This window comes from Azotobacter tropicalis (assembly GCF_059739045.1).
The window spans coordinates 3,322,482-3,342,234 of sequence record NZ_AP046059.1 but is presented as its reverse complement, the minus strand read 5'-3'; the positions used below and the strand labels follow the sequence as shown (position 1 = coordinate 3,342,234).

The following is a 19,753-nucleotide window of genomic DNA, read 5'->3' as shown; positions in this document are numbered from 1 at the left end:
TCAAAGACTCCGGAACAGGCTCGGCGACTGAACGCTCTGCTGTTGTTCCCAGTGGCTTTGCGCGTAGCCTGTGGTGACCACTCCCAGTCCGAAGAGAATGACAAGAACCCACAGCAGATCTGGCTTGCGCTTCATCGATTGCCTCCCCCTTCAAGGCACTGCACGATGATGAACAGCAATGAATGGCGGCTGCAAAAGCCACCTCCCCCCTAAAAAGCGGCGGCATTCTCCGCCAACTCGACCGGCCAATCAAACCCCGGTCGTCAATAAGATCGAAGCTTCTTCCGGCGTTCCGATGACCGGCAATCCGGAGCCGATCCCCATGCCTTACTGGCTGATGAAGTCCGAACCTGACGAGTTATCCATCCGTACACTACAGCGCCTCCGCCAGGCACGCTGGGATGGAGTGCGCAATTAATCAGGTGCACAACTTCCTGCACCACATGCAAGTCAACGAGCTGTTCTTCTACCACTCCAGCTGCCCGCGACCAGGAATTGCCCAGAGTCGGCCGCATCGTCAAAGTGGCCTATCCGGGGCCCCTAGCACCCTCGATCCGCACAGTCCCTGCTTCGACGCCAGGGCCAGCACAGGGAAAAATCCGTGGGGCGCGGTCGATGTGGAATTCGTCGAGGCTTTCAGCGAAATCATCGAACTGATTCATCTGCGCAGTACCTCAGGCCTGGCGCAGCTACCGCTATTTCAAAAAGGCGGCCGCCTCTCGGTGACGCCGGTGGAGGCCGGCGAATGGGCCACCGTGCTTAACCTGCGCCGAGTCGGCAGCGACGGAAGAGATCAGGGCCGCGGGGCGTAGGCGAAGACGTCCGCGCGCATCTGCCGAGCATCCATGCCGGCCTCGACCAAAGCGTCCAGGGTTGCATAGACCATGCTGGGCGAGCCGCTAGCGTAGACGCTCAGCGCCCGGAAGTCGGCGAAGTCCTGCCGCACCGCTTCGTGCAGCAGCCCACAACGCCCCTCCCAGCCACACAGGTCGCTGACCACCCGGTGCAGGTGCAGATTGGAGAAGCCCTGCCACTCTTCTGCATAAGGCAGCCGGTAGAAGTCCTCCGGCCGCCGCACTCCCCAGTAGAGATGGATTGGCCAGGCGAAGCCGTTCGCCCGGCAATGCTCTACCAAACTCTGCATCTGCGCCATGCCCGTGCCGGCCGCGATCAGCACCAACGGTCCTTCCGGCAGCCCTTGCAAATGAGCCTCGCCGAACGGCAGGCACACGCGGGCGAAGCCCTGGCGGCGAATGAACGCCAGCAACTCCTTGGCCGACACCTCACGTGCCAGAATATGCAACTCCAGCTCGCGCCCCATGTCGGGCGCCGAAGCCAAGGAAAAAGAGGAGAGGCTGCCGTCCTCGCGCTGCAGCTGCAGGTACTGCCCGGCGTAGTAGCGCGGCGGCTTGCCCGCCGGAGCGAGCAGCCGCACACGGAACACGTCGCCACCGAGCTCCTCACAGTCGATCAGCTGACAGCTCAGCTCGCGCACCGGCAATTCGCCTGGCGCCAGCACGCCATTCCAGTGCAGCACGCAATCTTCCAGCGGCTCGGCCTTGCAGGGCAGCAGTTCGCCTTGGGCAAGCACCTCATGGCCCTGGCGTACCCGCCCCTCGACCAGAAGCGCCGCACAGGCCTTGCAGTTGCCGTTGCGACAGCCCTGCGGGCAGTCATAGCCGAGACGCCGCGCGGCATCGAGGATGGACTCGCCGACATCCACATCGAGTTCGGCGCCAGAGGGTTGCAGGGTCACTTTCATGATGTTCCGCCGCTAAAGGGGTAAATCGTGGGAGCGGCCCGAGCCGCGAACAGATGAGCTTGAGCGGCATTCCGTTGCCGGGAGCCCCTCAGTCGATGCCCAGCAGAGGCCAGAGCTCGTCGACGCGCTGTTTCACTTGCGGATCCTGACGGATGGCCCGCCCCCATTCGCGACTGGTCTCGCCGGGCCACTTGTGGGTGGCATCCAGCCCCATCTTCGAGCCCAGACCGGAAATCGGCGAAGCGAAATCGAGGTAATCGATCGGCGTATTGTCGATCAGCACGGTATCTCGCTTTGGATCCATGCGGGTGGTGATGGCCCAGATCACGTCGTTCCAGTCGCGAGCGTTAATGTCGTCGTCGGTAACGATGACGAACTTGGTATACATGAACTGACGCAGAAACGACCATACGCCCAGCATGATGCGCTTGGCATGGCCGGGATACTGCTTCTTCATGGTCACCACCGCCATACGGTAGGAGCAACCCTCCGGCGGCAGGTAGAAATCGACGATCTCCGGGAACTGCTTCTGCAGGATCGGCACGAACACCTCGTTCAATGCCACGCCAAGCACGGCCGGCTCGTCCGGCGGACGCCCAGTATAGGTGCTGTGATAGATGGCATCTCGCCGACGGGTGATGCGCTCGATGGTAAACACCGGGAAACGGTCGACCTCGTTGTAGTAACCGGTGTGATCGCCGTAGGGACCCTCGTCGGCCATCTCTCCCGGAGAGATATGGCCCTCTAGCACAATTTCCGCACTGGCCGGCACCTGCAGGTCGCTGCCGACAGCCTTGACCAGCTCGGTTCGCTGCCCACGTAACAAACCGGCGAAGGCGTATTCGGAAAGAGTGTCCGGCACCGGCGTGACCGCGCCGAGGATGGTCGCCGGATCGGCACCCAGAGCCACTGCTACCGGGTAGGGACGCTCCGGATACTTCTGGCACCATTCGCGATAATCAAGCGCACCACCACGATGGCTGAGCCAGCGCATGATCACCTTGTTGCGGCCGATCACCTGCTGCCGGTAGATGCCGAGGTTCTGCCGCTCCTTGTTTGGGCCACGAGTGATGGTCAGGCCCCAGGTGATCAGCGGTGCGGCATCTCCCGGCCAGCAGTGCTGCACGGGCAGCTTGCCGAGATCGACCTCCTCGCCCTCGAGGATCACCTCCTGACAAGGCGCGTCTTTCAGCACCTTGGGAGCCATGCTGACCACCTTCCTGAAGAGTGGCAGCTTGTCCCAGGCATCCTTCAGCCCTTTGGGCGGCTCCGGCTCCTTGAGGAAAGCCAGCAACCGACCGATCTCGCGCAGCTCGGAAACGTCCTCGGCCCCCATGCCGAACGCCACACGTTGCGGTGTACCGAACAGGTTGCCGAGCACCGGCATATCGAAACCCTGCGGCTTTTCGAACAATAGTGCGGGCCCCCCACGACGCAGGGTGCGATCGCAGATTTCGGTCATTTCCAGTACAGGTGAAACCGGCGTCTGGATGCGCTTGAGCTCGCCACGCGCCTCCAAGGCGCGCAAGAAGTCGCGGAGATCAGAATATTTCATGAGAGCTGCGAGCCTCTGGCAACAAGCCTCAAGCCGCAGGCGGGCGCTAACCTGCCCCTTGCAGTCTGCGGCTTGCGACTTGTCGCGGCGGACTACTTCCGCTTCATCGACTGGAAGAATTCCTCGTTGGTCTTGGTGTCCTTCAGCCGGTCGAGGAGGAACTCGATGGCAGCGATCTCGTCCATGGGATGCAGGATCTTGCGCAGGATCCACATGCGCTGCAGCTCCTCCTCACCGGTCAGCAGCTCTTCGCGACGGGTGCCGGAGCGGTTGATGTTGATCGCCGGGAACACGCGTTTCTCCGCGACACGCCGGTCCAATTGCAGCTCCAGGTTGCCGGTGCCCTTGAACTCCTCGTAGATCACCTCGTCCATCTTCGAACCGGTTTCTACCAAGGCGGTGGCGAGGATGGTCAGGCTTCCGCCTTCCTCGATGTTGCGTGCAGCACCGAAAAAGCGCTTGGGCTTCTCCAAGGCATGGGCATCCACACCGCCGGTAAGCACCTTGCCGGAACTGGGAATCACCGTGTTGTAGGCGCGCGCCAGGCGAGTGATGGAATCGAGCAGGATCACCACATCCTTCTTGTGCTCGACCAGGCGCTTGGCCTTCTCGATGACCATCTCGGCGACCTGTACGTGGCGAGTCGGCGGCTCGTCGAAAGTGGAGGCGACCACTTCGCCGCGCACGGTGCGCTGCATTTCGGTCACCTCTTCCGGGCGCTCGTCGATCAGCAGAACGATCAGGTGCACTTCTGGGTTGTTGCGAGTGATGTTGCTGGCGATATTCTGCAGCATGATCGTCTTACCGGCCTTCGGCGGCGCAACGATTAGACCACGCTGGCCCTTGCCGATCGGCGCGCAGAGATCGATCACCCGGCCGGTGAGATCTTCGGTGGAGCCGTTGCCGGCTTCCATAGTGAGACGGGCGTTGGGGAACAGCGGAGTGAGGTTTTCGAACAGAATCTTGTTCTTCGCGTTTTCCGGCCGGTCGAAGTTGATCGAGTCGACCTTGAGCAGTGCGAAGTAGCGCTCGCCCTCTTTCGGCGGGCGGATCTTGCCGACGATGGTATCGCCGGTACGCAGGTTGAATCGGCGGATTTGGCTCGGCGAAACATAAATGTCGTCCGGCCCGGCCAGGTAGGAGGAGTCCGCGCTGCGCAGGAATCCGAAGCCGTCCTGAAGAATCTCCAGCACGCCATCACCGGAGATTTCCTCACCGCTTTTCGCATGCTTTTTCAGCAGGGAGAAAATCACATCCTGCTTGCGCGAACGGGCCATGTTCTCCAGGCCCATCTGTTCGGCCATTTCCAGCAGTTCGGTAATAGGCTTTTGCTTGAGTTCGGTCAGATTCATAAGACGATAAGAGGGCAGAAAGCGTTGAGCTTGGGAAAGCCGCGCCGCAGGGAAGGCGATCGGGTCGCTGTACTTATTCTAAAGAGATGCGTCGGCGACGACTGACGGAGGACAGCGGTAAATTCGCTGCGAGAGCCGAATCTAACACCCCATACAAGGTGCGTCCAGCCTCATACGACAAAAACCGCATCTCCGCGCCAAGCAAGCCGACCGCTCCCAGCCTCTTTCGATACACACAGCTCGCCGGGCTCAAGACCACGGGACCAGCCAGCCCCGGCGTGCATGCTTTCAACCAGCCCGGGAGCGGAGGGTGCGCCTGGCAGGCAAACTTAGATATTGCTGTCGAGAAAGGCGGCCAGCTGAGACTTGGACAGAGCGCCGACCTTGGTTGCTTCGACGTTACCGCCCTTGAACAGCATCAGGGTCGGAATGCCGCGCACACCGTATTTCGCCGGAGTGCCCTGATTCTCGTCGATATTCAGCTTGCAGACTTTCAATTTACCTTCGTAATCCTTGGCGATTTCGTTGAGCACCGGAGCGATCATCTTGCACGGCCCGCACCATTCGGCCCAATAGTCGACAAGCACCGGCCCCTCGGCCTGAAGCACATCCTGCTCAAAGCTGGCGTCGCTGACGTTGGTGATGAGTTCGCTCATGGAAAATCTCCGTGGTCGGAAGCATAAATTTCCGAACATGATAGCCCGCATTGGCGCGCACCGGAAGGCGAGCGCACCGCTCTGCCCCCTGGCCCGCCGCATGCGAAAGAGGCGCCTGGGCTCCGGCCGGCACAACCGCGCCGGAAGGAGCCCACCTGCCCGTCGCTCTGAACGACAGTGCCAAGAGACATTCGGGCGCATCGTCGCAATTGGAGTCAAGTCTTATAATGGACCGTTTATCGCACAAGCTGCTTTGGACCCTTCCTCCGTAAACTGGTACAACTGCTCTCCCGTGGCCGGACGGCGCGGTTCTGCCATCGAGACACCTGACATGCCGAAAAACCAAGCCGAGAGCTTCCCCCTGATTGCCGCCATTGATCTTGGCTCCAACAGCTTCCATATGGTGCTGGCCAAGCCTGATCGGACCGAGATCCGCCCGCTCGAGCGCCTGGGCGAGAAAGTCCAGTTGGGTGCAGGGCTCGATGAACAGCACCAGCTCAGCGAAGAGGCCATGCAGCGCGGGCTTGCCTGTCTGCGCCGCTTCGCCCAACTGATCAACGGCCTGCCGAAAGGAGCAGTGCGCATCGTCGCCACCAATGCCCTGCGCGAGGCGCGCAACCGTAACGAATTCATCCGCCACGCCAACGAGATCCTCGGCCATCCGGTGGAGGTGATTTCCGGCCGCGAAGAGGCACGCCTGATCTACCTCGGCGTCTCCCACACCCTACCGAGCGCCGCCGGCAAGCGCCTGGTCGTGGACATCGGCGGCGGCAGCACGGAGTTCATCATCGGCGAGAATTTCGAACCGCTGCTGCGCGAAAGCCTGCAGATGGGTAGCGTCAGCTACACCCGCAACCACTTCGCCGACGGCAAGATCACCCCGGCCCGCTATGCCCAGGCCTATACCGCCGCGCGCCTGGAACTGATGTCCATCGAGAATGCCCTGCAGCGTCTCGGCTGGCAGGAGGCGGTGGGCTCTTCGGGCACCATCCGCGCGGTCGGCCTGGCGATCCAGGGCGAGGGCCACAGCAACGGCGAGGTGACCGCCGAAGGCATCGCCCGATTGAAACGCAAGCTGTTCAAGCTCGGCGATGTGGACAAGCTGGACATGGACGGCATCAAGGCGGACCGCCGGCCCATCTTCCCCGCCGGTCTGGCGATCCTGGAGGCGGTGTTCGACGCCCTGCAGTTGCAGACGATGACCTATTCGGACGGCGCCCTGCGCGAAGGTGTGCTCTACGACCTGCTCGGCCGCCACCATCACGAAGACGTCCGCGAACGCACCCTTGTCTCGCTGATGGAGCGCTACCGCGTCGACCAGGAACAGGCCGTGCGGGTCGAGGCCAAGGCACTCTCGGCCCTGGAGCAGGTTGCCAGCGCCTGGGGCCTGGAGGACGAAAGCCACCGCGAACTGTTGAGCTGGGCCGCGCGGGTGCACGAGATCGGTCTGGACATCGCCCACTACCACTACCACAAGCACGGCGCCTATCTGATCGAGCACTCCGACCTGGCCGGCTTCTCGCGCAAGGACCAGCAGATGCTCGCGCTGCTGGTCCGAGGCCACCGGCGCAACATCCCGCGGGACAAGTTCAACGAGTTCAGCAGTGACGACGGCGACAAGCTGGTGCGGCTGTGCATCCTCCTGCGCGTAGCGATCCTCTTCCACCACATTCGCGGTACTCAGGAGATGCCCAAGGTGCAGTTCCGTGCCAGCGAACGTGCCCTGGAGCTGACCTTTCCCGAGGGCTGGCTGAACGCCAACCCGCTGACCCAGGCCGACTTCGCCCAGGAGGCCGAGTGGCTGGCGCGGGTCGGCTACAGCATTCTGGCCCGCTAAGACGAGGACGCTGGGGCTGCTACCCGGCGGCCCCAGCCCCCTCCCCTCAGCGCGTACCGAGCGTGGGACTGCTCAGCTTCTCCAGCAGCATGGCCTGAACGTTGCGCAGGTTCTGGTTGCCGCTCGGGCTGTTGCGCAGGTAGCTACCATCGGGCTGCAGCTGCCAACTCTGGGTGTTGTCGGCGAGGTAGGCCTCCAACTCCTTCTTTACCCGCAGCATCAGCTTCTTGCCCTCGACCGGGAAGCAGGTCTCGACTCGCCGGTCGAGGTTGCGCTCCATCCAGTCGGCACTGGACAAGTAGAGCTTTTCTTCGCCGTCGTTGAGGAAGTAGAACACCCGCGTGTGCTCGAGGAAGCGGCCGATGATCGAGCGCACTTGGATATTGTGCGAAACCCCGAGAATACCTGGGCGCAGGCAGCACATGCCGCGCACGATCAGATCGACCCGCACCCCGGTCTGGCTGGCCTTGTACAGCGCACGGATCATCTTCGCGTCGGTCAGCGCGTTGATCTTGATGATGATGTGCGCCGGCTTGCCCTCGCTGGCATGCTGCGTCTCGCGGGCGATCATGTCGAGCAGAGCCTTCTTCAGGGTGAAAGGCGCATGCAGCAGCTTCTTCATCCGTAGGGTCTTGCCCATGCCGATCAGCTGGTTGAACAGCTTGGAGACGTCTTCGCAGAGTGCCACATCGGCGGTCAGCAGGCTGTAGTCGGTATACAGGCGGGCATTGGCGGTGTGATAGTTGCCGGTCCCGAGGTGCGCGTAGCGGCGCAGCTCGCCGTTCTCACGACGCAGGATCAGCATCATCTTGGCGTGGGTCTTGAAGCCGACCACGCCATAGATGACCACCGCACCGGCCTGCTGCAGGCGGCTGGCCAGCTGCAGGTTGGACTCCTCGTCGAAGCGCGCGCGCAGCTCGACCACTGCAGTGACCTCCTTGCCGTTGCGCGCCGCCTCCACCAGGGCATCGACGATCTCCGAATTGGCCCCGGAGCGGTACAGGGTCTGCTTGATCGCCAGCACATGAGGATCCTTGGCCGCCTGGCGCAGCAGATCGACCACCGGCGTGAAGGACTCGAACGGATGCAGCAGCAGCATGTCCTGCTTGCCGATCACGTTGAACATGTTCTCACTGTTCTGCAGCGCCTTGGGAATCACCGGGGTGAAGGGGGCATGCTGCAGTTCCGGATGACTGTCCAGGCCGGTGATGCTGAACAGGCGGGTCAGGTTGACCGGGCCGTCGACCCGATACATCTCCGCCTCCGACAGGCCGAACTGCTTGAGCAAATAGGCGGTCAGGTGCTGCGGACAGGTGTCCACCACCTCCAGCCGCACCGCATCGCCGAAGCGCCGGGAATACAGCTCGCCGCGCAGGGCGCGGGCCAGGTCTTCGACATCCTCGTCCAACGACAGATCGGCGTTGCGGGTCAGGCGGAATTGGTAGCAGCCCTTGACCTTCATGCCCTGGAACAGATCGTCGGCATGGGCATGGATCATCGAGGACAGGAAGACGAAGTTGTCGCCGGGCCCACCCACTTCCTCCGGAATGCGGATCACCCGCGGCAGCAGGCGCGGCGCCGGCAGTATGGCCAGGCCGGAATCGCGGCCGAAGGCGTCCAGCCCCTCCAGCTCGACGATGAAGTTCAGGCTCTTGTTCACCAGCAGCGGGAAGGGGTGTGTCGGATCGAGGCCGATCGGCGTGATGATCGGCGCAATTTCCTCGCGAAAGTAGCGACGCACCCAGGTCTTGACCTTGGGCGTCCAGTTCCGGCGGCGGATGAAGTTGATCTGGTGGCGGGCCAACTCGGGCAGCAGCACCTTGTTGAGGATGGCGTACTGACGGGCCACCAGTTCGTGCACCTGCTCGCTGATCCAGGGCAGCGCCTGGTGGGGCTGCAGGCCGTCGGCGCCGGCCAGCTCGCGAGCGAAGGCGACCTGCTTCTTCAGGCCGGCGACACGGATCTGGAAGAACTCGTCGAGATTGCCGGAGAAGATCAACAGGAACTTCAGCCGCTCGAGCAGCGGATAGGACTCGTCCAGTGCCTGCGCCAGCACACGGGCATTGAACTGCAGTTGGGACAGCTCTCGATGGATATACAGACTGGTATCGTCCAGACCCGGTACCGGTGCGGGCGACGCGTCCGGAGGCGGCTCACTGGGAACCTGTTCCGCCTCCAGCCCGAGCCCGGCCTGCGGGAGTTCGGCGAGCGGCTTCTGTGCCGGTTCGGCTTCGAGCAAGGCGTTGTCGTTGAGACCTTCGGTATTCATCTGAGCTTCCCGGAAGTTAGTGCCCTTGTTTCAGCAGTTCTGCCGCACGCTTGGCGAAGTAGGTCAGGATGCCGTCGGCTCCGGCACGCTTGAAGGCGATCAGGGACTCGAGGATCACCGCCTCGCCCAGCCAGCCGTTCTGGATCGCCGCCATATGCATGGCGTACTCGCCGCTGACTTGGTAGACGAAGGTCGGCACGCGGAATTCGTCCTTCACCCGGCGGAGCACATCCAGGTAGGGCATACCCGGCTTGACCATCACCATGTCGGCGCCTTCGGCCAGATCAAGGGCCACCTCGTGCAGGGCCTCGTCGCCGTTGGCCGGATCCATCTGGTAGGTGAACTTGTTGCCCTTGCCGAGGTTTCCGGCCGAACCGATGGCATCGCGGAACGGGCCATAATAAGCACTGGCGTACTTCGCCGAATAGGACATGATCCGCACGTTGGTGTGGTCGGCCAGCTCCAGCGCCTCGCGCATCGCCTGAATGCGCCCGTCCATCATGTCCGACGGCGAAACGATCTGTGCACCGGCCTCGGCATGGGACAGCGCCTGCTTGATCAGGGCGTCGATGGTCACATCGTTCAGCACGTAGCCGTCCTCGTCGATGATCCCGTCCTGGCCATGGACCGTATAGGGATCGAGCGCCACGTCGGTCATTACCCCCAAGTCGGGGAAACGCTCGCGCAAGGCCCGGACCGCGCGCTGGATGAGCCCCTCCGGATTCCATGCCTCGGCGGCGTCCAGCGACTTGCGCTCGGCGGGGATATAGGGAAACAGATCGATGAGTGGAATGCCCAGTTCCACCAGCTGTTCGGCCTCCTTCAGCAACAGATCGATCGACAGGCGCTCGACGCCGGGCATCGACGGGATCGGCTCGCGGCGGTTCTCGCCGTCGAGCACGAAGACCGGCAGGATCAGATCGTTGGTGGTGAGCACCTTCTCGCGCACCAGACGGCGGGAGAACTCGTCGCGGCGGTTACGGCGCAGGCGGGTGGCGGGGAACAGGCGATTGGCGGAGGTAAAGCTCACGGCGGACTCCAGGACCCGGGCAGACGGGTGCAATATGACGGTTATAAGCCGATCAGATGACCGAAATATGACGATCAGGACGCAAGTACCGACGGCTCGTCGTCCCTGCCTCCATTGTCGCCAGCACCACCGCCGAGGGCCAGCACTTTACCGGGATTGCGCCGCAATGCCTGCCTTGGCACCTGCCGCGGAGCCGTCTTGCCATGTTGCCGGCATGTCGCTTCCGGCGGCGAGCGGCTAGGATTGGCCCACGGCTTCCCATCCATTGCGGATGCGCAGCGTCCCTTCACCAGACATCGCCGGGATGTTCCGCACGCGCGGGCGCCCGGCCTATTCCAGGAGGCTCCATGAATAAGAAAGTTGCAGTCATCCTCTCCGGCTGCGGCGTTTATGACGGTTCCGAAATCTACGAAAGCGTGATCACCCTGCTGCGCCTCGACCAGCGCGGTGCCCGCTTCCAGTGCTTCGCACCGAACATCCCGCAACTGCATGTCATCGACCACTACCGCGGCGAGGAAATGCAGGAAAGCCGCAACGTGCTGGTGGAGGCGGCACGCCTGGCCCGCGGCAACATCAAGGACGTGCGCGAAGGCAAGGTCGAGGACTTCGACGCCCTGATCCTGCCCGGCGGCTTCGGCGCCGCGAAGAACCTTTCCGACTTCGCGGTCAGTGGCGCCAACTGCACCGTGCAGCCCGACGTGCTGACCTTTGCCCAGGCCTTCGCCCAGGCCGGCAAGCCGATAGGCCTCATCTGCATCGCGCCGGCGCTGGCGGCCAGGATCTACGGCCCCGGCGTGATCTGTACCATCGGCAGTGATCCGGATACCGCCGCAGCCCTGACCAAGATGGGCGCACAACATGAGATCTGTGCGGTGGACGAGATCGTCGTCGACACCGAGCGCAAGCTGGTCACCACGCCTGCTTACATGCTCGCCAAGTCGATCGGCGAAACCGCCAGCGGTATCAACAAGCTGGTCGACCGCGTCCTCGAACTGGCCTGAACAACACTGACAGTGCGCCGTGGGCTCAGCGGCCCAGGCGCACCGTCAGACGGTCCAGAGCATTGGCGAAGGCTTGCCGCTCGCGCTCGCCATAAGGCGGCTGACCGCCGCCCATCTGGCCCTGGTCGCGCAAGTCGCTGAGCAGGTTGCGCAGCGCCAGACGCTCGCCCATGTTGCGCTCGTCGAATTCGCGCCCGCGCGGGTCCAGCGCTGCCACGCCCTTCTTGAACAGGCGGTCGGCCAGCGGGATATCGCTGCAGATCACCAACTCGCCCGGCGCGGCATGCTCCACCAGGTAGTCGTCGGCCGCATCCGGGCCGCTCGGCACCACGATCAGCCGCACGCAAGCGAACGCCGGTCTGACCTGACTCTGGCCGGCCACCAACAGCACCTCGAAGCCACGCTTCAGGGCAAACTTGATCACCAGATCCTTGGCTGCCCGCGGACAAGCATCGGCATCGATCCATACACGCATGTCTCGGACCCCTCGCACAAAAGCAGCAGTATGGTGCAAACGGCCGAGCACGGCCCTCAGGATCTAACCTCTAGTGGCAGCCGCCGCCGGAGCAGTTATCGCACTTGGTACGCCCCCTGGCTCCTGTCGCCTTGTGCCGGCAGGGCAGATAGCGGCGCAGCAGGTAAAGCACCGCCCCGATGATCATCAGCCCGACGACGGCGCCCTGAATCCACTGCCCTTCCATATTGCCGCCCTCCCTTCAGACCCAGACCGCCGCGAGATTCCGCACCAGCAGCGCCGCGACATAGGCTAGGACGAACAGGTACGTGGTGAAGATCAGCGTGGCCCGTACGGAGTTGGTTTCGCGCCTCACCACGGCGATGGTCGACACGCACTGCGGCGCATACACGAACCAGGCCATATAGGCCAATGCCACCGGCAGGCTCCAACTATGAGCCAGCGAGCTGCCCAGCGCGGCATCGCCGCCACTGATCGCGTACACGGTGGCCAGCGTGCTGACCGCCACCTCGCGCGCGGCCATGGCCGGAATCAGGGCGATGCACATTTGCCAGTTGAATCCCAGCGGCTCGAACAGCGGCTGCATGAACTTGCCCAGCATGCCGGCGAAGCTGTATTCGATGGCCGGCAGGGTGGCGTTCTCCGGCGCACCGGGAAAGGTCGCCAGGAACCACAGCACGATGGACAGTGCCAGGATGATGGTCCCCACGCGCTTCAGGAAGATCCAGGCGCGTTCCTTCAAGCCCAGCAGGAAGTGGTACAGGTTGGGCCAGCGGTAGTTGGGCAGCTCCAGCAGCAGCGGGAAGGACTCGCTCTTCCCCCGTTGTCTGCGGCAGATCCAGGCCACCAGCGCAGCGCTGGCGATCCCGGCGACATACAGACAGAACAGGGTGAGCCCCTGCAGGTTGAACAGCCCCCAGACCGTGCGCTGCGGCACGAAGGCGCCGATCACCAGCGCATACACCGGCAGGCGCGCCGAACAGGTCATCAGCGGCGCCGTCATGATGGTGATCAAGCGCTCGTGCGGATTGGGGATCGAGCGCGTGGACATGATGCCGGGCACCGCGCAGGCAAAGCTGGACAGCAGCGGGATGAACGAGCGGCCGGACAGGCCGACGCCACGCATCATGCGGTCGAGCAGGAAGGCCGCGCGGGGCAGGTAGCCGGAATCCTCAAGCGCCAGGATGAAGGCGAACAGGATGATGATCTGCGGCAGAAAGACCAGCACGCTGCCCATTCCGGCGATCAGGCCGTCTACCACGAAATCATGCAGGATACCGGCCGGCAGCAGTGCGCCGACCCATTCTCCCAGCCAGCCAACCAAGGCCTCGATGCCGTCCATCAGCGGTGCCGCCCCGGCGAACACGGCCTGGAACATCAGCAGCAGGGTGGCCGCCAGAATCACCAGCCCCAGCACCGGATGCATGACCAGCGCATCCAGCCTGTCCTGCCAGCGCGGCGTGGACGCCGGCGCCTCGACGCAGTCGGCCAGCAGGGCGTCGATGCGTGCGTACAGGGACTCCACCGCCTCGCCGCGTTCGGGCAGGCTGAGACTGCCCGTGCGGCTCTGCACGCCGGCGGCCAGGCTGCGCAGGGCGGCCTGCAGGTCGGCCACGCCGTTCCTGCGCACGGCGACGGTCTCCACCACCGGCATGCCCAGGCGCTCGGCCAGCAGCCCGGTGCGGATGTTGATGCCACGGTGGCGGGCGGCATCGGCCAGGTTGAGCACCAGAATCATCGGCAGGCCCAGCGCCTTCAGCTCCAGCACCAGACGCAGGCCCAGCTTGATGTTGGTGGCATCGACGACCGCCACCAGTACGTCTGGACGCACCTCGCCGGGCATCTCGCCGAGGATGACGCGGCGTGCCACCTGTTCGTCCGGCGAGGCCACGTACAGGCTATAAGTGCCGGGCAGGTCGATCAGTTCGGCGGGGCGGGGCAGGCCGGCCAGCGGGCCGCTACGCTTTTCCACGGTGACGCCGGCGTAGTTCGCCACCTTGGCCTTGGCACCGGTCAGGCAATTGAAGAGCGCGGTCTTGCCGCAGTTGGGGTTGCCCACCAGAGCGAAGTGCAAAACGGACTGGGACATGGGGGCGTCACGCGGGCTGAAGAATGGCTAGGACTTTCTCGGCCTCGGCGCGGCGCAGGCCGAACTTGGTGCCGTTGATGCGCACCGCAATCGGATCGGCACCGAACAGGCCGAAGCCGATGACCTGCAGCATGGCACCGGGCAGGAAGCCCAGCTCTTTCAGCCGCAAGGTCACCTGATCGTCCATGTCGCCGAACAGGGCGCTGGAGGCGATGTCCACAACCCTGGCCGTGGAGCCCTTGGGTAACCGGTGCAAAGGGGTGTGGGCGGACGGCAAGACAGCGCCGTCAATGGTTTTACTGGGCATTCCGGTGGCTCAATAATCGAGATTGATTATTAATAGTGGCGGATGCGGCAGCCGAGCGCAACAGGAAGGGCGCCTGCAACGGGCGGCAGCGTCCTGCCGCCCGGAATCTCAGTCCGGCAGGTCCTTGTGCAGCTTCACCGGTTCGCTGAGCTTGCGCTTCATGGCGGTGCGCATGCGGATATTGAGCGCCTCGACGGCCAGGGAGAAGGCCATGGCAAAGTAGACGTAGCCCTTGGGCACGTGCACCTCGAAGGATTCGGCCACCAGCAGGGTGCCGACCACGATGAGGAAGGACAGCGCCAGCATCTTCAGCGATGGATGCTTATCAATGAAGTCGCTGATGGTGCCGGAGGCAGCCATCATCACCAGCACGGCGATGACGATCGCGGCGATCATCACCGGCACGTTCTGCACCAAGCCGACAGCGGTGATCACCGAGTCCAGCGAAAAGATGATGTCGATCACCGCGATCTGCAGGATCACTCCGATGAAGCCGGCCTTGGCCCCCTCCTTGTGGCCCTCCTCCGCCTCGCCTTCGAGACTGTGCCAGATTTCCATGGTGCTCTTGAACAACAGGAACAGGCCGCCGAAGAACAGGATCAGGTCGCGTCCGGACACACCTTGGCCGAGCACCGAGAACAGGTCGCTGGTCAGGCGCATCACCCAGGCGATCGACAGCAGCAGCAGGATCCGCGTACCCATTGCCAATGCCAGACCGAAGAGGCGGGCCCGAGCCTGCTGCTCCTTGGGCAGGCGGCCGACCAGGATCGAGATGAAAATGATGTTGTCGATGCCGAGGACGATCTCCAGGGCGGTCAGAGTGAGGAAGGCGACCCAGATCTCCGGGTTGAAGAACCACTCCATGTGAGACTACCTCTCGCTGCGGGGATGATCGTGGAAAGTCTGGCCCATGCGTGGCACAGGCTCAGGCGCCTGCCTCCAGCTGGGCCTGCAGGGACTCAAGGGTTTCCAGGGCCTCCAGCCAGGCCTCCTCCAGCTCGCCCTCGCGACTCTTGCAGGTGGCCTGCTCGGCCAGCAGATCGCGCAGTTCGTCCTTGCGCGCAGCCTCGTAGAGCGCGGCATCGCCGAGCCGGGCTTCCAGGGTGGCAAGCTTTTCCTGCACGCGGCCCAGCTCCTGCTCCAGTTTGTCCGCTTGGCGCTTGTGCGGAGCCAACTGCTGGCGCAGGGCGGCAGCAGCCTGGCGCTGAGCGCGTTTGTCAGTCTTGTCGCCATTGGCCGTGACTTCGGCGACCGGCACCTGGCGGGCGCGATAGTCGACCAGCCAGCGGGCGTAATCCTCGAGGTCGCCGTCGAAGCCCTGCACGCGGCCATCGGCAACCAGCAGGAATTCGTCGGTAGTGCTCTTCAGCAGGTGGCGGTCGTGGGACACCACCAGCACCGCTCCTGCGAAATCCTGCAGAGCCAGGGTCAGGGCCAGACGCATCTCCAGATCGAGGTGGTTGGTCGGCTCGTCGAGCAGCAGCAGATTGGGCTTGCCCCAGGCGATCAGCGCCAGGGCCAGACGCGCCTTCTCGCCACCGGAGAAGTTGCCCACCGGCTCGTCGCAGCGCACCCCGCGGAAATCGAAACCGCCGAGGAAATCGCGCAGGGTCTGCTCGCGCTCGCCGGAGGCGATGCGCTGCAGATGCAAAAGCGGACTGGCCTGGGCGTCCAGCGCATCCAGCTGATGCTGGGCGAAGTAGCCGACCACCAGATTCTCGCCACGGGCGAGGCGCCCGCCGAGCGGCTGCAGCTCGCCGGCGAGGGTCTTGATCAGGGTCGACTTGCCGGCGCCGTTGGGGCCGAGCAGACCGATCCGTGCGCCGGGCGCCAGTTGCAGCTTGACCTTCTCCAGCACTGCCTTGTCGCCGTAGCCGAGGCGGCCTTCGGCGAGATCGAGCAGCGGGCTGGAAATCTTGTCGGCCTCGCGAAAGCGAAAATCGAAGGGCGAATCCACATGCGCCGGAGCCAGCTCTTCCAGCCGCTCGAGCGCCTTGATCCGGCTCTGCGCCTGGCGCGCCTTGGTCGCCTGGGCCTTGAAGCGGCGGATGAAGCTCTCCATGTGGGCGCGTTGCGCTTGCTGCTTCTCGTAGGCCTGCTGCTGCTGCGCCAGGCGCTCGGCGCGAGCGCGTTCGAAGGCCGAGTAGCCGCCGCGGTAGAGCGTCAGACTGCGCTGCTCCAGGTGCGCTACATGGTCGACCACCGCATCGAGGAAGTCGCGGTCGTGGGAAATCAGCAGCAGGGTGCCGGGGTAGCCCTTCAGCCACTCCTCCAGCCAGAGGATGGCGTCGAGATCGAGGTGGTTGGTCGGCTCGTCGAGCAGCAACAGGTCGGAGGGGCACATCAGTGCCTGCGCCAGGTTCAGGCGCATCCGCCAGCCACCCGAGAAGTCGCCGACCCGGCGCTCCATCTGCTCGGCGGCAAAGCCCAGTCCGGCCAATAGCTTGCGGGCGCGGGCATCGGCCGTGTAGCCATCGGCGTTGTCCAGCTCGGTATGCAGGCGAGCGATGGCTGCGCCGTCGTGGGCCGCCTCCGCCACTGTCAACTCGTGCTGGATGCGTCGCAGGTTGCCATCGCCGTCGAGCACATAGTCGACCGCCCGGCGCTCGAGGTCGTCGACCTCCTGGCGCATGTGGGCGATACGCCAGTCCGGCGGCAACTGGCAGTCGCCGGCATCGGGCGCAAGCTCGCCGCGCAACAGGGCGAACAGGGTGGACTTGCCGGCACCGTTGGCGCCGATGAGACCGACCTTCTGGCCGGCGTGCAGGGTCAGTTCGGCGTCCTCGAGCAGACGCTGCGGACCACGTTGCAGGGTAAGATGCTGGATTCGGATCATGATGGCAGCGGAGTTTATCAGCTTCGCACGCACCGCGGAGGAACACGGCATGCCGCTCGACCTGCGGGCCTTCGCCTTGCAGCTGTACCAACGCCCAGGCATCGAAGCCGCCTGCCTGGATCTGCAGGCACAGGGCGCCGATATCTGCCTGCTGCTCTGCGGCGCCTGGCTGGAAGTGCGCGGCGTGAACTGCGAGGCCAACCGCTGCAGCACGCTGCAGCGGCTGGCGCAGCCTTGGCAGGCGACGGTGGTCGCACCGCTGCGCCGCCTGCGTCAGGACTGGCGCCCGACTGCCCGCAGCGACACCGACCTGAACGAGCTGCGGGAGCGACTGAAAGCTCTGGAGCTGGACGCCGAATGGATATTGCTGCAGCGCCTGGAAACGGTCTGCTGCGACTGGCCGACAGCCCCTGGCGTCACGACGGCCTGGCTGGAAAACCTAGCAGACAATACGGTCGCGAACTGCCACGAGGCGCTCGCCCGCCTGCGCGCAGCCGCACGGATGAATACGGATTAGGAGGCGTCAGGCTTGTCCGTCAGAGAAGGTGCATTCGCTGCGCCCGATCCGCTCGCCGAGGCGGCGGAACGGCTTCGCTGTGCTGCCGGCTTGCGGGTCGCCGCCGGCTTGGCGGGAGGCTGCTCGGCCGCAACCACCGGGCGCTGCGCGCGCTTGGCCGGCGCCTTGCTGACCGCCGCGGCCGGCTCTGCACGCCGGGAGGCGGCGGGCTTGCGAGTTGCTGCTTTCGGTGCCGTCGTGCTCTGCGGCGTTCGAGCCGTTGCCGCATCGGAAGACGCTTGCGGCTGAGCGGCCGCCTCTCTCACCTGGGCAATGCCCTGTGCCAGCTCCAGCGCCTGCAGGGTGTCATGGCGCAACCGGACAATGTAATCGCGGGTTTCCGCCTGGCGCGTCTTGAGCTCGTCGAGTAGCGGCTCCAGTTCGTCGACGGCCTTCCGGCTCTTGGCCTGGGCCTTGATCTTGCCGGCCAGCGCCGCGTCCTGCAGCTTCGCACGTGCCTCGTGCAATTTTTCCTGAACCTTGCTGCGCTGTTTTTCCAGCTTGGCGAGCGCCTTCTCGGCATCCTGCATGGCCTGGGAGCAGGCCTCCTCCAGATGGACGAGCAGACTCTGCGAAAGCTGCTGCAGCAGATCCAGCGGGGTCGTGACAGGGGGCTTCTTGGCCGGCATGACATGCTCCTAGCAAAGGGATTCCACTCATACTAACCGTCCGCCCGGCAGCCGCCAACGAGCCGACGCTGGCGGTGGGCATTCATTGAGGAGCGCCGAGTCGCTACGACTCGGCAAGAAGGGTCTGCTACCGGGAAGGAAGGTCAGGCGCTGGCGGCGATCTGCCGGTGCGCGTTGTGCAACACCTCAATCAGGCAGTCCTCCAGTTCGAAACGTTCGCGCAACAGACTGCCGAGCGTCTCGATTTCATGGCACAAGGCATGACAATCGCCGTTATCGCAACGGTCGTTGAAGACCAGTGCCGCTTGGGTGATAGCCTCGATGCGGGGATAGATCTGCCTGGCCAGCTCGAGCCCACGCCGGTCGCCGAAGGATTCGGCTTCGCCCATCAGTTGTTCGTAGACTTCGAAATGGCCGGCGGAGACGTAATCGACCAACAGCTCGCAGAAGACCTGCAAGGCCTCGGCATTCGCCGCGGGTGCCGGCTGCTGGTGCTTGATGGTCCCGAAGGCGTCGACCAGCGCGAGACGCTCGACCAGCCAGCGATCGATCAGGAGATGGACACCGCCCCAACGTTCTTGGGCATCTTGACGGATTTCAGGCATGGTCTGGCTTCCCTACGTTGTTTTGTTTTCTAGCCCCACAGATGGGCTCGCTATTGATGCATCCGGCTACGGTATGGGAAGGCGCGTCGAACGGCAGGATCGAACGGCACCTGCCCGCAGAGTATGCCCGTCGCGCAGGACCAGCAAGCCATGCGCCGACGAAAGTTCATACGCGTGTTTGAGACGCCGATGGGCACCAGGTAAGGAGTCAGACGCGACGCAGCAGCAGGAGCAGGGAGAACAGGATCATCGCCACGAATGCCAGCAGGCTCCATTCCGGGAGGCTCATGCCGAACAGCGTCCAGCCGACCTCGGCACAGTCGGCCGTGCCATGCAGGACCTGACGGACAATCTCCTGGAACGGCAGAGCTTCCATCATGTATTCCAGGCTGGGCAGGCAGGACGGCAACTGGTCCGCCGGAATGTTCTGCAGCCACACCTGACGTCCGGCAGTGGCCGCACCGCCCAACGCGGCGAGCAAGGCGAAACCGGCATACAGGCGCCGGCCGAGCAGCGCCGGACCGTGCAATGCCGCAACCAGGCAGATCAACCCGAAGAGGATGACGAAGATGCGCTGCACGATGCACAGCGGGCAAGGCTCCAGGCCGACTCCGTGCTCCAAGTAGAGCGCACCGCCGAGCAGCGCAAGACAACCGAGAAAGGCGAGAAGAAAGGAGGAACGTGGGCTGGCCAGGCTCATGGCTGCTCCGAGTCGAAGACAAGGCCGCTACGGTAGAGGAAAGCGCCCCGGGCTTTCAAGGCAAGAAAGCTCCGGGGCGCTTGATTCGTGCCGA

21 protein-coding genes are annotated in these 19,753 nt (G+C 64.0%); 5 read left to right on the top strand and 16 right to left on the bottom strand.

What is annotated here, in order from left to right; translation table 11 throughout:
• Nucleotides 1–135, bottom strand: a complete 135-nt coding sequence (locus Atro_RS15815; RefSeq protein WP_497923751.1) for a hypothetical protein — start codon at nt 133–135, stop codon at nt 1–3.
• Nucleotides 136–178: 43 nt separating this feature from the next.
• Here Atro_RS15815 and Atro_RS15810 point away from each other — a divergent pair, with 43 nt between their 5' ends.
• Nucleotides 179–418, top strand: coding sequence for an EVE domain-containing protein (locus Atro_RS15810; RefSeq protein ID WP_497923749.1), 240 nt, complete (start codon nt 179–181; stop codon nt 416–418).
• Nucleotides 402–812 (top strand): EVE domain-containing protein, encoded by a 411-nt coding sequence (locus Atro_RS15805; RefSeq protein WP_497923747.1) that lies wholly within the window; start codon nt 402–404, stop codon nt 810–812. The genes Atro_RS15810 and Atro_RS15805 overlap by 17 nt, the downstream gene beginning before the upstream one ends.
• Here the strand turns inward: Atro_RS15805 and Atro_RS15800 are convergent.
• The 4 genes from Atro_RS15800 to trxA form a co-directional block, all read right to left on the bottom strand.
• On the bottom strand, nt 794–1,762 hold the full coding sequence (locus Atro_RS15800; protein ID WP_497923746.1) for a CDP-6-deoxy-delta-3,4-glucoseen reductase: 969 nt from the start codon (nt 1,760–1,762) through the stop codon (nt 794–796). The two genes, Atro_RS15805 and Atro_RS15800, sit on opposite strands and share 19 nt — an antisense overlap.
• An 88-nt stretch (nt 1,763–1,850) precedes the next feature.
• Nucleotides 1,851–3,317, bottom strand: a complete 1,467-nt coding sequence (ubiD, locus tag Atro_RS15795) for a 4-hydroxy-3-polyprenylbenzoate decarboxylase (protein WP_497923745.1) — start codon at nt 3,315–3,317, stop codon at nt 1,851–1,853.
• 92 nt (nt 3,318–3,409) lie between these two features.
• Nucleotides 3,410–4,669: a transcription termination factor Rho gene (rho, locus tag Atro_RS15790; protein ID WP_497923743.1), complete on the bottom strand. Its 1,260-nt coding sequence runs from the start codon at nt 4,667–4,669 to the stop codon at nt 3,410–3,412.
• 329 nt (nt 4,670–4,998) lie between these two features.
• Complete coding sequence (gene trxA, locus Atro_RS15785; RefSeq protein ID WP_497923741.1) at nt 4,999–5,325, bottom strand: thioredoxin TrxA; 327 nt, start codon at nt 5,323–5,325, stop codon at nt 4,999–5,001.
• A gap of 331 nt (nt 5,326–5,656) precedes the next feature.
• On the opposite strand from trxA, the gene ppx reads away from it, so the two are divergent.
• Nucleotides 5,657–7,162: an exopolyphosphatase gene (gene ppx, locus Atro_RS15780; RefSeq protein WP_497923739.1), complete on the top strand. Its 1,506-nt coding sequence runs from the start codon at nt 5,657–5,659 to the stop codon at nt 7,160–7,162.
• A gap of 46 nt (nt 7,163–7,208) precedes the next feature.
• On the opposite strand, the gene ppk1 is transcribed toward ppx, so the two are convergent.
• A complete protein-coding gene (ppk1, locus tag Atro_RS15775; protein ID WP_497923737.1) occupies nt 7,209–9,431 on the bottom strand; it encodes a polyphosphate kinase 1 in 2,223 nt (740 codons plus the stop codon).
• A gap of 16 nt (nt 9,432–9,447) precedes the next feature.
• Nucleotides 9,448–10,461 (bottom strand): porphobilinogen synthase, encoded by a 1,014-nt coding sequence (gene hemB / locus Atro_RS15770; RefSeq protein WP_497923734.1) that lies wholly within the window; start codon nt 10,459–10,461, stop codon nt 9,448–9,450.
• A 347-nt stretch (nt 10,462–10,808) separates the two neighbouring features.
• Between hemB and elbB the strand changes: the two genes are divergently transcribed.
• Nucleotides 10,809–11,462, top strand: coding sequence for an isoprenoid biosynthesis glyoxalase ElbB (gene elbB / locus Atro_RS15765; protein WP_497923733.1), 654 nt, complete (start codon nt 10,809–10,811; stop codon nt 11,460–11,462).
• A gap of 25 nt (nt 11,463–11,487) precedes the next feature.
• On the opposite strand, the gene Atro_RS15760 is transcribed toward elbB, so the two are convergent.
• From Atro_RS15760 to Atro_RS15735, 6 genes are all read right to left on the bottom strand, one after another.
• On the bottom strand, nt 11,488–11,937 hold the full coding sequence (locus Atro_RS15760; RefSeq protein ID WP_497923731.1) for a YaiI/YqxD family protein: 450 nt from the start codon (nt 11,935–11,937) through the stop codon (nt 11,488–11,490).
• Nucleotides 11,938–12,007: 70 nt separating this feature from the next.
• Nucleotides 12,008–12,163 carry a FeoB-associated Cys-rich membrane protein gene (locus Atro_RS15755; protein WP_497923729.1) on the bottom strand — a complete coding sequence of 52 codons (156 nt, stop codon included), beginning with the start codon at nt 12,161–12,163 and terminating at the stop codon, nt 12,008–12,010.
• A gap of 15 nt (nt 12,164–12,178) precedes the next feature.
• The gene (gene feoB, locus Atro_RS15750) at nt 12,179–14,026 is read right to left on the bottom strand and encodes a ferrous iron transporter B (RefSeq protein WP_497923727.1); all 1,848 of its coding nucleotides are present in this window, start codon (nt 14,024–14,026) and stop codon (nt 12,179–12,181) included.
• A 7-nt stretch (nt 14,027–14,033) separates the two neighbouring features.
• Nucleotides 14,034–14,333 carry a FeoA family protein gene (locus Atro_RS15745; protein WP_497923725.1) on the bottom strand — a complete coding sequence of 100 codons (300 nt, stop codon included), beginning with the start codon at nt 14,331–14,333 and terminating at the stop codon, nt 14,034–14,036.
• Between the two features lie 108 nt (nt 14,334–14,441).
• On the bottom strand, nt 14,442–15,197 hold the full coding sequence (locus Atro_RS15740; RefSeq protein WP_497923723.1) for a TerC family protein: 756 nt from the start codon (nt 15,195–15,197) through the stop codon (nt 14,442–14,444).
• Between the two features lie 61 nt (nt 15,198–15,258).
• Nucleotides 15,259–17,169: an ATP-binding cassette domain-containing protein gene (locus tag Atro_RS15735; protein WP_497923721.1), complete on the bottom strand. Its 1,911-nt coding sequence runs from the start codon at nt 17,167–17,169 to the stop codon at nt 15,259–15,261.
• A gap of 49 nt (nt 17,170–17,218) precedes the next feature.
• On the opposite strand from Atro_RS15735, the gene Atro_RS15730 reads away from it, so the two are divergent.
• The gene (locus tag Atro_RS15730; protein ID WP_497923720.1) at nt 17,219–17,686 is read left to right on the top strand and encodes a TIGR02444 family protein; all 468 of its coding nucleotides are present in this window, start codon (nt 17,219–17,221) and stop codon (nt 17,684–17,686) included.
• On the opposite strand, the gene Atro_RS15725 is transcribed toward Atro_RS15730, so the two are convergent.
• The 3 genes from Atro_RS15725 to Atro_RS15715 all read right to left on the bottom strand — a co-directional run bounded on the left by Atro_RS15725 (nt 17,683) and on the right by Atro_RS15715 (nt 19,659).
• Entirely contained in the window at nt 17,683–18,354 is a 672-nt protein-coding gene (locus Atro_RS15725) for an AlgP family protein (RefSeq protein WP_497923719.1), read from the bottom strand. The genes Atro_RS15730 and Atro_RS15725 overlap by 4 nt on opposite strands.
• Before the next feature lie 143 nt (nt 18,355–18,497).
• Nucleotides 18,498–18,959 (bottom strand): sigma D regulator, encoded by a 462-nt coding sequence (gene rsd, locus Atro_RS15720; protein ID WP_497923717.1) that lies wholly within the window; start codon nt 18,957–18,959, stop codon nt 18,498–18,500.
• A gap of 208 nt (nt 18,960–19,167) precedes the next feature.
• Nucleotides 19,168–19,659 carry a disulfide bond formation protein B gene (locus Atro_RS15715; RefSeq protein WP_497923715.1) on the bottom strand — a complete coding sequence of 164 codons (492 nt, stop codon included), beginning with the start codon at nt 19,657–19,659 and terminating at the stop codon, nt 19,168–19,170.
• Nucleotides 19,660–19,753: the final 94 nt, after the last annotated feature.

Excerpts from the sequence above, each read along its gene's own strand:
- Atro_RS15805 (WP_497923747.1), top strand. The coding sequence starts at position 402 with ATGGAGTGCGCAATTAATCAGGTGCACAACTTCCTGCACCACATGCAA.
- Atro_RS15740 (WP_497923723.1), bottom strand. The coding sequence starts at position 15,197 with ATGGAGTGGTTCTTCAACCCGGAGATCTGGGTCGCCTTCCTCACTCTG.
- ubiD (WP_497923745.1), bottom strand. The coding sequence starts at position 3,317 with ATGAAATATTCTGATCTCCGCGACTTCTTGCGCGCCTTGGAGGCGCGT.
- elbB (WP_497923733.1), top strand. The coding sequence starts at position 10,809 with ATGAATAAGAAAGTTGCAGTCATCCTCTCCGGCTGCGGCGTTTATGAC.
- Atro_RS15760 (WP_497923731.1), bottom strand. The coding sequence starts at position 11,937 with ATGCGTGTATGGATCGATGCCGATGCTTGTCCGCGGGCAGCCAAGGAT.
- ppx (WP_497923739.1), top strand. The coding sequence starts at position 5,657 with ATGCCGAAAAACCAAGCCGAGAGCTTCCCCCTGATTGCCGCCATTGAT.
- rsd (WP_497923717.1), bottom strand. The coding sequence starts at position 18,959 with ATGCCTGAAATCCGTCAAGATGCCCAAGAACGTTGGGGCGGTGTCCAT.
- rho (WP_497923743.1), bottom strand. The coding sequence starts at position 4,669 with ATGAATCTGACCGAACTCAAGCAAAAGCCTATTACCGAACTGCTGGAA.
- Atro_RS15715 (WP_497923715.1), bottom strand. The coding sequence starts at position 19,659 with ATGAGCCTGGCCAGCCCACGTTCCTCCTTTCTTCTCGCCTTTCTCGGT.
- Atro_RS15730 (WP_497923720.1), top strand. The coding sequence starts at position 17,219 with ATGCCGCTCGACCTGCGGGCCTTCGCCTTGCAGCTGTACCAACGCCCA.
- Atro_RS15810 (WP_497923749.1), top strand. The coding sequence starts at position 179 with ATGAATGGCGGCTGCAAAAGCCACCTCCCCCCTAAAAAGCGGCGGCAT.
- Atro_RS15735 (WP_497923721.1), bottom strand. The coding sequence starts at position 17,169 with ATGATCCGAATCCAGCATCTTACCCTGCAACGTGGTCCGCAGCGTCTG.
- trxA (WP_497923741.1), bottom strand. The coding sequence starts at position 5,325 with ATGAGCGAACTCATCACCAACGTCAGCGACGCCAGCTTTGAGCAGGAT.
- Atro_RS15745 (WP_497923725.1), bottom strand. The coding sequence starts at position 14,333 with ATGCCCAGTAAAACCATTGACGGCGCTGTCTTGCCGTCCGCCCACACC.
- Atro_RS15755 (WP_497923729.1), bottom strand. The coding sequence starts at position 12,163 with ATGGAAGGGCAGTGGATTCAGGGCGCCGTCGTCGGGCTGATGATCATC.
- Atro_RS15800 (WP_497923746.1), bottom strand. The coding sequence starts at position 1,762 with ATGAAAGTGACCCTGCAACCCTCTGGCGCCGAACTCGATGTGGATGTC.
- Atro_RS15725 (WP_497923719.1), bottom strand. The coding sequence starts at position 18,354 with ATGCCGGCCAAGAAGCCCCCTGTCACGACCCCGCTGGATCTGCTGCAG.
- Atro_RS15815 (WP_497923751.1), bottom strand. The coding sequence starts at position 135 with ATGAAGCGCAAGCCAGATCTGCTGTGGGTTCTTGTCATTCTCTTCGGA.
- ppk1 (WP_497923737.1), bottom strand. The coding sequence starts at position 9,431 with ATGAATACCGAAGGTCTCAACGACAACGCCTTGCTCGAAGCCGAACCG.
- feoB (WP_497923727.1), bottom strand. The coding sequence starts at position 14,026 with ATGTCCCAGTCCGTTTTGCACTTCGCTCTGGTGGGCAACCCCAACTGC.